General features: G+C 71.6%; 13 protein-coding genes and 1 other RNA gene. 5 read left to right on the forward strand and 9 right to left on the reverse strand.

Translation table 11 applies throughout. The annotated features are described in order from the left end of the window. Nucleotides 1-1,276 (reverse strand): DNA polymerase III subunit gamma and tau (locus tag ABZ193_RS25180; RefSeq protein WP_354711676.1); only part of this gene is annotated, 1,276 nt, incomplete at its 3' end. A 50-nt stretch (nucleotides 1,277-1,326) separates the two neighbouring features. Here ABZ193_RS25180 and ABZ193_RS25185 point away from each other — a divergent pair. Beyond that, entirely contained in the window at nucleotides 1,327-2,037 is a 711-nt protein-coding gene (locus ABZ193_RS25185) for a class I SAM-dependent methyltransferase (protein ID WP_354711677.1), read from the forward strand. Between the two features lie 124 nt (nucleotides 2,038-2,161). Here the strand turns inward: ABZ193_RS25185 and ffs are convergent. The 5 genes from ffs to ABZ193_RS25210 all read right to left on the reverse strand — a co-directional run bounded on the left by ffs (nucleotide 2,162) and on the right by ABZ193_RS25210 (nucleotide 7,664). Further along, nucleotides 2,162-2,258: signal recognition particle sRNA small type (gene ffs, locus ABZ193_RS25190), an RNA gene on the reverse strand. Between the two features lie 8 nt (nucleotides 2,259-2,266). Further along, a complete protein-coding gene (locus ABZ193_RS25195; RefSeq protein ID WP_354711678.1) occupies nucleotides 2,267-4,114 on the reverse strand; it encodes a glycosyltransferase family 39 protein in 1,848 nt (615 codons plus the stop codon). Between the two features lie 15 nt (nucleotides 4,115-4,129). After that, nucleotides 4,130-5,362, reverse strand: a complete 1,233-nt coding sequence (locus tag ABZ193_RS25200; RefSeq protein ID WP_354711680.1) for a bifunctional glycosyltransferase family 2/GtrA family protein — start codon at nucleotides 5,360-5,362, stop codon at nucleotides 4,130-4,132. A 78-nt stretch (nucleotides 5,363-5,440) separates the two neighbouring features. Continuing rightward, nucleotides 5,441-6,937: an ATP-binding protein gene (locus ABZ193_RS25205; RefSeq protein ID WP_354711681.1), complete on the reverse strand. Its 1,497-nt coding sequence runs from the start codon at nucleotides 6,935-6,937 to the stop codon at nucleotides 5,441-5,443. Continuing rightward, nucleotides 6,915-7,664 (reverse strand): response regulator transcription factor, encoded by a 750-nt coding sequence (locus ABZ193_RS25210; protein WP_272882129.1) that lies wholly within the window; start codon nucleotides 7,662-7,664, stop codon nucleotides 6,915-6,917. Before ABZ193_RS25210 ends, ABZ193_RS25205 begins: the two co-directional genes overlap by 23 nt. A gap of 177 nt (nucleotides 7,665-7,841) precedes the next feature. Here ABZ193_RS25210 and ABZ193_RS25215 point away from each other — a divergent pair, with 177 nt between their 5' ends. Then, nucleotides 7,842-8,429, forward strand: a complete 588-nt coding sequence (locus tag ABZ193_RS25215; RefSeq protein WP_020418253.1) for a hypothetical protein — start codon at nucleotides 7,842-7,844, stop codon at nucleotides 8,427-8,429. Between the two features lie 89 nt (nucleotides 8,430-8,518). On the opposite strand, the gene ABZ193_RS25220 is transcribed toward ABZ193_RS25215, so the two are convergent. Further along, nucleotides 8,519-8,770, reverse strand: a complete 252-nt coding sequence (locus tag ABZ193_RS25220) for a DUF397 domain-containing protein (RefSeq protein ID WP_020418254.1) — start codon at nucleotides 8,768-8,770, stop codon at nucleotides 8,519-8,521. Between the two features lie 203 nt (nucleotides 8,771-8,973). Between ABZ193_RS25220 and ABZ193_RS25225 the strand changes: the two genes are divergently transcribed. Further along, nucleotides 8,974-9,417, forward strand: coding sequence for a hypothetical protein (locus ABZ193_RS25225; protein ID WP_354711682.1), 444 nt, complete (start codon nucleotides 8,974-8,976; stop codon nucleotides 9,415-9,417). Beyond that, nucleotides 9,414-9,578, forward strand: coding sequence for a hypothetical protein (locus ABZ193_RS25230; protein WP_354711684.1), 165 nt, complete (start codon nucleotides 9,414-9,416; stop codon nucleotides 9,576-9,578). Before ABZ193_RS25225 ends, ABZ193_RS25230 begins: the two co-directional genes overlap by 4 nt. A gap of 176 nt (nucleotides 9,579-9,754) precedes the next feature. On the opposite strand, the gene ABZ193_RS25235 is transcribed toward ABZ193_RS25230, so the two are convergent. Further along, entirely contained in the window at nucleotides 9,755-10,597 is an 843-nt protein-coding gene (locus ABZ193_RS25235) for an SAM-dependent methyltransferase (RefSeq protein ID WP_354711685.1), read from the reverse strand. A gap of 34 nt (nucleotides 10,598-10,631) precedes the next feature. Then, nucleotides 10,632-11,489 (reverse strand): helix-turn-helix transcriptional regulator, encoded by an 858-nt coding sequence (locus tag ABZ193_RS25240; RefSeq protein ID WP_027935906.1) that lies wholly within the window; start codon nucleotides 11,487-11,489, stop codon nucleotides 10,632-10,634. A gap of 219 nt (nucleotides 11,490-11,708) precedes the next feature. Between ABZ193_RS25240 and gndA the strand changes: the two genes are divergently transcribed. Beyond that, nucleotides 11,709-13,148: an NADP-dependent phosphogluconate dehydrogenase gene (gene gndA, locus ABZ193_RS25245; RefSeq protein WP_020418259.1), complete on the forward strand. Its 1,440-nt coding sequence runs from the start codon at nucleotides 11,709-11,711 to the stop codon at nucleotides 13,146-13,148. Nucleotides 13,149-13,214: the final 66 nt, after the last annotated feature.

Raw genomic sequence — 13,214 nt, forward strand, 5'->3', positions numbered from 1 at the left:
CAGCCACCTCGGCGGCAGCCGCCGGAGCCGCCGCGCGTTGCGACGGCCGCTGGAACCGCTCGGGTGCGGCAGCGGCGACCTGCCCATCAGCGGCGGGCAGGCTTCCCCCGCCGCTCACGGTGACCCGTCGCTCCAGGCGCTCCAACCGCTGCAGCACCGCCGCTTCACTCTCCGACGCCGACGGCAGCAGCATCCGGGCGCACAACAGCTCCAGCAGCAGCCGCGGCGCGGTGGCGCCCCGCATCTCCAGCAGGCCGTTGTGCACGATCTCCGCGTACCGGGTCAGCGTCGCCAGGCCTGCGCGCTCGGCCTGCGCCGTCATGCGGTCCAGCTCGTCCGCGGGCGCCGACACCAGGTTGCGCGCCGCCGCGTCCGGGACCGACCGCAGCAGCACCAGGTCACGCAGCCGGTCGAGCAGGTCGCTGGCGAAGCGTCGCGGCTCGTGCCCGGCCTCGACCAGGCGCTCGACCGTGCCGAACACCGCCGCCGAGTCGTCCGCGGCGAGGCCGTCGATCATGTCGTCGATCAGCGCCGAGTCGGTGACGCCGAGCAGCGAGATGGCCCTGTCGTACGTCACGCCGTCCGGGCCCGCGCCGGCCAGCAGCTGGTCCAGCACCGACTGGGTGTCACGCGCCGAACCGCCGCCCGCGCGGATCACCAGCGGGTACACGGCCGGGTCGACGTGGATGCCCTCGGCCGCGACGTTGCGCTCCAGCAGGTCGCGCATCGCGCTCGGCGGGATCAGCCGGAAGGGGTAGTGGTGCGTCCGCGACCGGATGGTGGGCAGCACCTTGTCCGGTTCGGTGGTCGCGAAGATGAAGATCAGGTGCTCCGGCGGCTCCTCGACGATCTTCAGCAGGGCGTTGAAACCCTGCGTCGTGACCATGTGGGCCTCGTCGATGATGAACACCCGGTACCGCGACTCGGCAGGCGCGTAGAAGGCGCGGTCGCGCAGCTCGCGGGCGTCGTCGACACCACCGTGGCTGGCCGCGTCGAGCTCGGTGACGTCGATGCTGCCCGGCCCCTCGGGCGCCAGCGCGCGGCACGAATCGCACTTGCCGCACGGGTCCGGGGTGGGGCCTTCGACGCAGTTCAGCGAGCGGGCCATGATGCGCGCGCTGGACGTCTTGCCGCAGCCGCGCGGCCCGCTGAACAGGTACGCGTGGTTGATGCGGCCCGCGGTGAGGGCGGCGCGCAGCGGTTCGGTGACGTGCTCCTGCCCGACGACCTCGGCGAAGGTCGCCGGACGGTACTTGCGGTAGAGAGCCAGGGCCACGAGGCGAGAGTACCGGCCGCCACCGACAAGCTCGGACTAGCCTGCTGGGCGTGACCCGCCGCTTCTACGACCGGCTGGCCGCGGACTACCACCGCATCTACGCGGACTGGCCGTCGAGCGTCCGCCGCCAGGGCGAAGCGCTGCACCGGCTGCTGGGCGGCTCCCCGCGGCGGGTGCTGGACTGCGCGTGCGGCATCGGCACCCAGGCCCTGGGCCTGGCCGCACAGGGCCACGAGGTGGTGGGCACCGATCTCAGCCCCGGCGCGCTGGCCCGGGTGCCCGACCTCCCGGTCGCCGCCGCCGACATGCGCGCCCTGCCGTTCCCGGCCGCGACCTTCGACGCCGTCGTCTGCGCCGACAACTCACTCCCACACCTGCTGACGCCCGAGGACGTGCTCCGGGCGCTCACCGAAATGCACCGCGTCCTGCGCGAACCCGGCCGGCTGATCCTGAGCACCCGCGACTACGACGAGGCAAGACGCACCCACCCAGCCGCCACACCCCCATCAGAGCACGAGGCCCCGGACGGCCGCACGATCACTTTCCAACTCTGGCACTGGCACCCCGATGGCGAACGTTACGACGTGGAGCTGTTCCAGGTACTCCCAAACTTGACGACGAAGGTCCACACGACGACATACTGGGCAATCACCCGCGCCGAGCTGCAGGACCTGGTCGACGTGGCTGGATTCTCCGGACCGATGTGGCACGAGCCTGAGGAGAGCGGCTTCTTCCAGCCGATCCTGACAGCCGAAACCTGAGCTGGTCCAAACCCAACGCGCCCAGCGCCCGCCAGGCCGAGGAGCTCGCACCGTGGGGGTCCGGGGGGTCGCCCCCCGGAAGACACAGCGGACGTAGTCCCCTTCGTGCAAGGGCAGAGCCCTTGACGAAGGGGACCCCCGCACCCGTCAGAGCCTGCTTATCCTTGCTGCCTTCCGGCCCTGGGGAGGTTCACAGGATGGACGCCGCGGGGGTCCGCCTTCAGTGTACTCAACCGGTCGTCGCACCTGTCGTCAGGTCGTAGACCGTGCTGCCGCCCACCGTCTGAGCTGTGAAGTTCTCCGCCACCCACTGCGCGATCTCGCCGGAGCCGCCGCGGCCCATGCCGCCGGAGACGTAGTACGTGATCTCGCCCCGGGCGACGTACTGCTGGAACTCCGCCAGCGTCGGTGCGGGGTCGCCGCCGTTGAAGCCGCCGATGGCGATCACCGCGGTGTCCGAGTTCAGCGCGAGGCCGGCCGCGGACTGGGAGCCGTTGGTCGCCGCCGACCACTTGGTGGTGGTCTGCCGGAGCAGCGCGATCAGTTCGGCCGACTCGGCTCCTGCCCGGTCGCCGAAGCCCATCGAGTTGCCGGACGGCCCGGACGTCGGGATGGACCCGGTGTGCCCCTGGCTCGCGGTGACCACGGCGTACGCCCCTGGCGCGAGCAGCCCGGTGATCACCCCGGCGACGGCGAGCACGATTCCCGCGCGCCGGATCCGGTCCAGCCCGAACAGCAGCCCGGCCACCACGAGCGCGGTCAGCAGCAGCAGCACCCACCGCAGCCACGGCTGCCAGTCCGGCGTGCGGGCCAGCAGGATGAAGTCCCACACACCGGTCGCCGCGAGCATCAGCGCCAGCACGATCCGCGCGGCGAAGTTGTGCCGTCCGCGCCACAGTTCCACCACGCCGATGCCGACCAGCCCGGCGATGCCCGGGGCGAGCGCCACCGTGTAGTACGGGTGGATCGTGCCGCTCATGAAGCTGAACACCAGCGCGGTGACGACCGTCCAGCCGCCCCACAGCAGCAGCGCGGCACGCGTCCGGTCCAGGCGCGGCGCGAACCGGGTGAACCACAGCCCGGCGGCCAGCGCGATCAGCGCGGCGGGCAGCAGCCACGAGATCTCCACCCCGAACGCGGCGCCGAACATGCGGAACAGGCCGGTCTCGCCGCCGAACATGGTGTTGCCGCCCATGCCGCCACCACCGCCACCGTTGCCGTCGCCGCCGAAGATGCGGCCGAGGCCGTTGTAGCCGAAGGCCAGCTCCAGCGGCGTGTTGTCGGTGGATCCGCCGATGTAGGGCCGGGACTCGGTGGGCCACAGCGCGACGGCGACGATCCACCACCCGGTCGCGACGACGAGCGCGACCGCGGCGTAAACCAGCTGCAGCAGCCGCCTGCCCAGCCCGGTCGGCGCCGCGACCAGGTACACCAGCGCGAACGCGGGCAGCACCAGGAACGCCTGCAGCATCTTGGTGAGGAACCCGAACCCGAGCGCGGCGCCGGCGAGCATCAGCCAGACGGTGCTCGCCCGGTCCAGCGCCCGGACGGTGCAGTACGCGCCGGCCACCATCAGCAGCACCAGCAGCGCGTCCGGGTTGTTGAACTTGAACATCAGCGCCGCGACCGGCGTCAGCGCGAGCGCCGCCCCGGCGATCAGCCCGGCCAGCGGACCCGACGTGCGCCGCACCGCGGCGTACAGCAGCGCCACCGAACCCACGCCGCACAACGCGTTGGGCAGCAGCATGCTGAAGCTGGAGAAGCCGAGCAGCCGCCCGGACAGCGCCATCAGCCACAGCGACGCGGGTGGTTTGTCGACGGTGATGACGTTGCCCGGGTCCAGCGACCCGAAGAACAGCGCCTCCCAGTTCTTCGTGCCCGCCTGCACGGCCATGGCGTAGAAGTCGTTGGCGTACCCGGACGCGCTCAGGTTCCACAGGTACAGCGCGGCGGTCGCGACCAGCAGGACGGCGACCGACGGCCGGACCCACGGCGGACGGCCCGCGGTCCGCGTTCGCGCCGCGGCGGGGACCGGCCCGAGGCGGGCCGGATCGGAGGAAACAGCCGCAGTCGACATGTCGAGTCGGTTCTCCTATCGGTTCTTTCGGAAGACCCAGTTGCGGAACAGCAGGAACCGCAGGACGGTCGCGGCCAGGTTGGCCAGCACGAGCACCACCAGCTCGGCGAACCTGCCGGGTTCGGCGCCGGCGTGCAGGAGCGCGAGTGATCCGCTGGTCAGCGCCAGCCCGAGCCCGAAGACGATCAGGCCTTCGAACTGGTGCCGCCCCGCGCCCTTCGACCCGCGCACGCCGAAGGTGAACCGCCGGTTGGCCGCGGTGTTGGCGACCGCGGTGACCAGCAACGCGATCAGGTTCGCGGCCTGCGCGCCGACGCCGGTGCGGAGCAGGACGTAGAGCGCCAGGTAGGCCAGGGTGCTGCCGACGCCGATCGCGGCGAACCGGACGAGCTGCCTGGCCAGTTTCGGCGGGACGCCGGGTTCGGTGACGGCGATCGGGTGCCTCCCCAGCTGGGCGCGGATCTGGCTGATGGGCAGGGTGCCGCGGGCGAAGCCGCGGATCATCCTGGCGACGCCCTTGAGGTCCGCGGTGGCGGTGGCGACGATGTCGACCGACGAGTTCGGGTCGTCCACCCAGTCCACCGGCACCTCGTGGATGCGCAGGCCGGAGCGCTGCGCGAGGACGAGCAGCTCGGTGTCGAAGAACCAGCCGGTGTCCTCGACCAGCGGCAACAGCTCGCGGGCGACCTCGGCGCGGATCGCCTTGAAGCCGCACTGCGCGTCGGTGAACCGGGCGGCCAGCGCGCCGCGCAGGATCAGGTTGTAGCAGCGCGAGATGAACTCGCGCTTGGGCCCGCGCACCACCCGGGCGCCGCGGGCCAGCCGGGAGCCGATCGCCAGGTCGGAGTGCCCCGAGATGAGCGGCGCGACCAGCGGGAACAGCGCGGCGAGGTCGGTGGACAGGTCGACGTCCATGTAGGCCAGCACCTGGGCGTCGGAGGCGGACCAGACGGCGTTGAGCGCGCGGCCGCGGCCCTTCTGGTCCAGGTGCCGCACCTCGACCTCGGGCAGCTCGGCGGCGAGCGCCCGCGCGATCGACAGCGTCGAGTCGGTGCTCGCGTTGTCGGCGACGGTGATGCGGAACGGGTAGGGCAGCGCGTCGGAGAGGTAGGTGTGCAGGCGGCGCACGCAGGGCGCGAGGTCGGTCTCCTCGTTGTACACGGGGACGACGACGTCGAGGACCGGGGACGTGCTCCGTTGCGGGTCGGCCGGCCGAGGTGCGGGAGAGGCGTCGGCGGAGGTCGTCATGAGCTCGACGGTGGCCCGCCGCGTTGTGGCGATCATGTGCCCGAGCTGTGCGGAGCCTGTGAGCGGCTCCCGAACGGGCTACCTGGGGAAACGCACCGTGAATTCGGTGTGACCCGGCTTGCTTTCGACGCCGACGCGGCCGCGGTGGGCGGCGACGACGGCGGCCACGATCGCCAGCCCGAGCCCGGTGCTGCCGGCCGCGCGGGACCGGGACGTGTCGCCTCGGGCAAACCGCTCGAACACCGTCGGCAGGACCTCCGGCGCGATGCCGGGTCCGTTGTCGGTCACCCGCAGCACGACCTCGTCGCCCTCGACGGCCAGCTTGGTGGTGACCACCGTGTCCGGCGGGGTGTGGGTGCGGGCGTTGTTGAGCAGGTTGAGCACGACCTGGTGCAGCTGGTCGGCGTCGCCGACGACGGTGATCGGGTCGGCAGGCACGTCCAACTGCCACCGGTGGTCCGGCCCGGCGACGTGCGCGTCGGACACCGCGTCGGCGACGATGCGGGACAAGTCGACCGGCTCGTAGACGCGGTGCCGCCCGGAGTCCAGGCGCGCGAGCAGCAGCAGGTCCTCGACCAGGGTGGTCATCCGGGCCGATTCGGACTCGACCCGGCCCATCGCGAACGCGATGTCCGGCGGTACCTGATCACCGCTGCGCCGGGCCAGCTCGGCGTACCCGCGGATGGCCGCGAGCGGCGTGCGCAGCTCGTGGCTGGCGTCGGCGACGAACTGGCGCACCCGGCTCTCGCTGGCCTGCCGCGCGTTCAGCGCCGCGCCGACGTGCCCGAGCATCTGGTTGAACGCCGCGCCGACCTTGCCGACCTCGGTGCGGGTGTCGGTGTCCACCGGCGGCACCCGGATCGACAACGCCACCTCACCGCGGTCGAGCTGCAGCTGGGACACCTTCGACGCGGTGTCCGCGAGCCGGTCCAGCGGGCGCATGGTGCGGCGGATGGTGATCGCGCCGAGCCCGCCCGCGATGAGCAGGCCGCCGAGCGCGACCCCGCCGAAGATGAAGCCGAGCCGCCACAGCGTCTCGTTCACCTCCGCCAGCGGCAGACCGGTGATCAGCAGCGCGCCGTCGTGCGCGCGCACCGACACGACCCGGTAGTCGCCCAGGTCGCCGAGGTCGACACTGCGCCGCTTGCCGTCGGCGGGCAGCGCGAGCAGGGTGCGCAGCTCCGCGGACGGCACCGGGTCGCTGGGGAACGGGTTGTCCGAGGAAGTCGAACCCCCGCGCAGCACCCCGGCCCGCACGGCGCCGTCCGGGAACACGACGACGGCCAGCGTGCCGATGCCCTGCCCGGGGACCCGGAGCGAGTCCGGCGGCGGCTGGTTGGGCGAGCCGTTCCAGGAGCCCGGCGGCGGCTGGCGGGTGCCGCGCTCGCTCGCGGCGGCCAGGCGGTCGTCGAGCTGGTGGTAGAGGAAGCTGCGCAGCGCGATTTCGGTGACCAGGCCGACGACCAGGCACACGAGCGCGAGCAGCGCGATGACCTGCGCGATCAGCTTGCCGCGCAGGGAGGAGGGCAGGAGCCGCCGCGGGCGGGCGTGCTCAGCCTGCCGGTTTGAGGACATACCCCGCGCCGCGCATGGTGTGGATCATCGGCTCCCTGCCCGCGTCGATCTTCTTCCGCAGGTAGGAAATGTAGAGCTCCACGATGTTGGCCTGGCCGCCGAAGTCGTAACTCCACACCCGGTCCAGGATCTGGGCCTTGGACAGCACCCGCTTCGGGTTGCGCATCAGGAAGCGGAGCAGCTCGAACTCGGTCGCGGTCAGCGAGATCGGGTCGCCGCCGCGGAACACCTCGCGGCTGTCCTCGTCCAGGGTCAGGTCGCCGACCGTCAGCGTCGAGCCCTCGTTGGCGGACACCACCCGCGAGCGGCGCAGCAGCGCACGCAGCCGCAGCACGACCTCTTCCAGGCTGAACGGCTTGGTCACGTAGTCGTCGCCGCCCGCGGTCAGCCCGGCGATGCGGTCCTCGACCGCGTCCCGCGCGGTGAGGAACAGCACGGGCAGGTGCGGCGCCTCGGCACGCAGCTTGCTCAGCACCTCCAGGCCGCTGAAGTCGGGCAGCATCACGTCGAGGACGACGGCGTCCGGGCGGAAGTCGCGGGCCACGCGGACCGCCTCGGTGCCGGTGCCCGCGCTGCGGGTCTCCCAGCCCTCCATGCGCAGGGCCATCGACACCAGCTCGGCCAGGGTCTCCTCGTCGTCGACCACGAGGACGCGCACCGCCGAGCCGTCTGGGTGCTTGAGATCGGCCTTGCCCGCACCGGACGTCGCGGCGTTCATGCTGGTCATGGTCCCATCTTCGGCCGCTCCGGTGGGTCTTCCCTGTGACCCGTCTGTGTGTTCCCTGTGAGCGGTGGACGCGCACAGGGTCCGCCCACCTCGCACACAGCCTCCGCACAGCCGGGCCGCCGAACCTGTGGGGTGGCAGGGGTGGACCCTGCCGCGACCGAACGCGAAAGGGACACGATGAGCACGGAGCCGACGACCACCGAGGCACCTGCCGCCGCGTGGGGCGACCCGCAACCGCCCGCGCCGAAGTGGTCCGGCAGGAAGACCGCGATCGCCGCGGCCGTCGCGGTCGTCATCGCCGCCGTCGGCGGGGTCGCGATCTACGCGGGCACCTCGTCCGAGGCGAACCAGCAGGGCGGGATGGGTGGCTTCCCCGGCGGCGGACGCATGATGGGTGGCGCCGGCGGCACCGCGTCGATCCTGCGCGAGGCGCTGCACGGCGACTTCACGGTGTCGGCCGACGGCGGCTACGCCATCGAGCGGTTCCAGACCGGCGAGGTCAGCGCGCTGAGCGCCACCTCGATCACGGTCAAGAGCAAGGACGGCTACACCCAGACCTACGTGATCGACTCGTCGACGGAGAAGGCGGGCAACCTGGCGACCGGCTCGACGGTCACGGTGCTGGCGAAGGTCTCCGGCGACACCGCGACGGCCACGTCGATCACCGACGGCTCGGCCCAGCAGGGCTTCCCTGGTGGACAGCAGGGCGGCTTCCCCGGTGGTCAGGGCGGGTTTCCGGGCGGCGGCAGCAGGCCGTCCAACTGATCCGGCAGGCGCTTCCGGGTCGTCCGGCGACCCGGAAGCGCCACTCGCCCGGATGTGGTCAATAACACACGAGTTTCGATAATCCCGGATCAGCGCAGGTCGAACTGGCCCGCCTTGACCCCTTCGAGGAAGGCCGCCCACTCGCCGGCGTCGAACACGAACACCGGGCTGCTCGCCAGCTTGGTGTCGCGGACCCCGACCAGCCCCGGCGCGGCCATGTTGACCTCCACGCAGTTCCCGCCGTTGGGCTCGCTGGCGAAGGACTTCTGCCACTTCGACTCGTCGAACAGGTGCGCCGCCGTCTGCGGGTCGTAATCCACCGGTCGCGGGTATTCCGGCATCAGTCCCTACCTCCGTGCCTGAGGTCCCGTCCCGCCGCGTGGCGAAGCGGGGCGATCCCTGGTCCTTTCGTTGGAACCACGTGGGTCCAGTCGGGTGATGCAAACTTTGACCACTCGACACTGGGATTATTCCAGGAGTAGGATTATTCCCGCCGGTCGGGTCGATCACAGACCCGCGTCGCGTGTTCTGGGGGAGGTCGACGGTGCTCGGAGTGGATGTCGCGGAGCGGCCCGCGGCCCCGTGCCGGCCGGACCCGTTCGTGGTCGTCGGCAAGGTCAACGGCCGGGACGAGGCCGCTCGCGTGGGCAGCCCGGCGGAAGCGCTTTCCCGGATGCTCGGCTGGCTCGCGGCGGACGCCGACGCCTCGGCGGTCTGGTACCTGCGCGAGGACTGGCCGGGCCCGGTCACCGTGATCGGCAGGCCGGCCCCCGGCACCGCGCGCGAGACCCGGCGCTGCGCGCACCTGTTCCCGCTCGAACCCGGCACGGTCCTGCGTGGCGCGCTGACCGCCGGCTGCGGCGCGCGCCTCCGGCTGCCGGAGATCGAATGGCTGCCCATCGGGGCCGGCATGCCGTGCGAGCACTGCCTCGCCACGGCGGGCGTCTGCAGGAATCCCCGGCCGCTACTGGAAGGGGGACGGAGATGACCGTCCGGATCCTGACCGACTCGACGGCTCCGCACCGGAGCGAGCCCGCGGCGCACACCCCCGGCCGTCGCCGGTGGACGCTGCTGCCGCGCTCGTTCCGGCGGCACTGGCACGCGTGGCGGCACAACGCGGAACTGGCGCTGCCCCGGCCCCGCGGCTGACGGCTACTGCCCGCCCCTGACGGGGAACCGCTGGATGGTCGCGATCGTCGTGTCGGAGTCCCCCGGCACGACCAGGTCGACCGGGTTCCGCAGCTAAGGACTACCGTTCGCCGGAACGGTCAGCCGGGCGCCGAATATCGGTCGGCTGACACCCGGGCGGGTGCGGGACGAACGATTCAGCGCTTCCGGCCCACTCCGCACCACCCGATCGACATCGACGGGTTCGCCACGAAGTTCCGCGTCACCGGGGACGGCGCCTCGTCCAGCCGCCACTGCGGCAGCCACACCACGCCCGGCTCCACCATCTCGAAGTCGCCGAAGAACGACACGATCTCGTCGTACCGCCGGGAGAACGCGGGCGTGCCGGACTTCTCGTACAACTCGAACGCCGCCCGGATGCTCGCCGCGTACTCCGCTGGCACGTCCAGGTCGTCGAACGTCGCGTGGGAGATCACCAGGTACGAGCCGACGGGCAGGCGCGCGCGGTAACGGGCCAGCATTTCGCCTGCCGGCTCGGCGTTCGGGATGAAGTGCAGCGCCGCGCAGAAGATCAACGCGATCGGCCGGGTCCGGTCGAGCACTCCGGCCCCCATCGCGGCCTGCCACACAGCGTCCGGATCGCGCTGGTCCGCGCGGACGATCGCGTGCCGCTCGGGGTCGCCCTCGCGCTCCAGCAGCAGCTGCCCGTGTGCGACGGCGACCTGTTCGCGATCCACGTACACGCACCGGCTGCGCGGGTCGAGCGCGTCGGCGATCCGGTGCACGGTGCCGACCGTCGGCCCGCCGGAGCCGACGTCGAGGAACTGGTCGATCCCGTTGCGCACGCAATACCGCAGGACCCGTTCCAGGAACTCCAGGTTGGCGCGCGCGATCAGGGGCGCGAACGGGACCTCGGCCAGGACCTTGTCCCCGAGGACGCGGTCCATCGCCCAGTTCCCCGTGCCGCCCAGGTAGTAGTCGTACATCCGGACGGCGTTGGGACGGTCCAGGTCCACGTTGTCCTGATCCGGTTCAGCCACGCCCAGCCCCCAACAAGTTGATCTTGAACGAAGCCTAGGCTCCCATCGCGACGCGGTACTGATCGGCCATGTTCTTCAGGAACTCGCGCGTCTCCTGCCGTTCCAGCGCCGCGCCGCGCAGGCGGTCCCACGCGTCGACGAACAGCTGGAAGTCCTTCTGGTCGTCCAGGTAGATCCCGCCCGCCGAGTGTTCGATGTAGACGAAGTCGCGGGTGCGGTCGGGGAAGCGCATGATCGTGAAGTCGTTGGGCACCGCGGCCAGCCTGGCCCCGAACGGCAGCACGTGGATGTACACGCGCTGGCGCCGGTCCAGCTCCAGCAGGTGCTCGATCTGGTCCAGCATCACGGCGGGCGCCCGGCCGCCGGGGGCGCGGTGCAGCGCGGCCTCGCTGATGATGAACCGGTAGTACGGCGGCTGCGGCTGGTCGAAGACGGCCTTGCGGTCCAGCCGGTTGCGCACCAGCGACGTCACGTCGGTGGCGCCGAACTCGGTGAACTGCTTGAGCATGTAGTGCTCGGACTGCAGCGGGCCGGGGATGCGCTCGCCGTGCCACGTCATGATCTCGACGGCGGCCGGCTCGAGGTCGGTGAACGTCCGGAACCAGTGCGGCACGACGGACCGGTAGCCGGACCAGGCGCCCCGCTGCCCGGCCGCGGCGCGCGCCAGGCTCATGAGCGCCTCCGACTCGTCGCCGTTGATGCCGAACGCCTCCAGCATGGTGCGCACGTCGCCGAGCTTGACGCCCACCGCGCCGGACTCGATCTTGTTGACCTTGCCCTGCGTGCACCCGAGCACTTCGGCGACCTGCTGCTGGGTCATCTTCGCGGCCAGTCGCGCGTGCCGGAGCTCGTTGCCGAGTTGCTTGCGACGGGAAGTAACGGTGCTAGCCATTGCCTATTTCCGCGCCCTCACCCGCTCCACGGCACCTCGTCCCGCCTCGTCCCCTCGTAGTGGAACCCATGACCGTACTCCATGCCGCACCGTAGCGCGGCGATGACTGGATGGAGTTTGGCAGGAAAAGTGGTTGAACGCTAGTTACTCACGCGTTCACCTGCGGGAACAGGGCTTCGCGCTAGGGTGCGGAGAGAGCTTCGAGAGGGAAGGCTGCGCATGAGCAAGAAGGCGAGCATCGGCGTCACGGGCCTGGCCGTCATGGGCCGGAACCTGGCGCGCAACCTGGCGCGGCACGGGCACACCGTCGCCCTGCACAACCGCTCGGAACAGCGCACACGCGACCTGGTGGAGCAGTTCGGCGACGAAGGCGAATTCATCCCCACCTACTCCGCGCAGGAGTTCGTGAACGCGCTCGAACGGCCGCGCAAGCTGGTGATCATGGTCAAGGCCGGCGCCCCGACGGACGCGGTCATCGAGGAGTTCGCGCCGCTGCTGGAAGAGGGCGACGTGATCGTCGACGCGGGCAACGCGCACTTCGCCGACACCCGGCGGCGCGAGGCCGCCCTGCGCGAGCGCGGGCTGCACTTCGTCGGCACCGGCGTCTCCGGCGGCGAGGAGGGCGCGCTGCACGGGCCGAGCATCATGCCCGGCGGTTCGAAGGAGTCCTACGAGTCGCTCGGCCCGCTGTTCGAGAGCATCTCGGCCAAGGTCGACGGCGACCCGTGCTGCACCCACATCGGCCCGGACGGCGCCGGGCACTTCGTGAAGATGGTGCACAACGGCATCGAGTACTCCGACATGCAGCTGATCGCGGAGTCGTTCGACCTGCTGCGCGGCGCGCTCGGGTACGAGCCGGCACAGATCGCGGAGGTGTTCCGCACCTGGAACACCGGTCGGCTGGACTCGTACCTGATCGAGATCACCGCCGAGGTGCTGGCGCACACCGACGCCGCGACCGGCAAGCCGTTCGTCGACGTGGTCACCGACCAGGCCGAGCAGAAGGGCACCGGCCGCTGGACCGTGCAGATCGGCCTGGACCTCGGTGTGCCGATCAGCGGCATCGCGGAGGCGGTGTTCGCGCGGTCGCTGTCCGGCAGCGCGGACCTGCGCGCGGCCAGCCGCGGCCTGCCCGGCCCGTCGCGCGCCCCGCTGACCGGCGCGGCGGCGGAGACCTTCGCCGACGACGTCGAGCGCGCGCTGTACGCGTCGAAGATCGTCGCCTACGCGCAGGGCTTCAACCAGATCCAGGCGGGCGGCGCGGAGTACGGCTGGGACATCGACCTCGGCGCGCTGGCCGCGATCTGGCGCGGCGGCTGCATCATCCGGGCGAAGTTCCTGGACGACATCCGCTCCGCCTACGCGGCCGAGCCGGGCCTGCCGACGCTGCTCACCGCGGGCGACTTCCGCAAGGCCGTGGAGGACGCGCAGGACTCGTGGCGGTCGGTGATCTCCACCGCGGTCCGTCTGGGCATCCCGACGCCGGGCTTCTCGACCGCGCTGGCCTACTACGACGGCCTGCGCGCCGAGCGTCTCCCGGCCGCCCTGGTGCAGGGGCAGCGCGACTTCTTCGGCGCGCACACCTACCGCCGGGTCGACCGGGAGGGCTCGTTCCACACCCGCTGGGCCGAGGACGGCCGCCCCGAGGTCGGGGCATAGCTGGACGCGAAGCGTCGCCGTCGAGGGTGGTGACGGGGAGCCGGCCTGATCGGCGCGTGAGGGCGC

This window comes from Amycolatopsis sp. NPDC006125 (genome assembly GCF_040614195.1).
In the GTDB taxonomy this organism is placed as follows: Bacteria; Actinomycetota; Actinomycetes; order Mycobacteriales; family Pseudonocardiaceae; genus Amycolatopsis_E; species Amycolatopsis_E tucumanensis.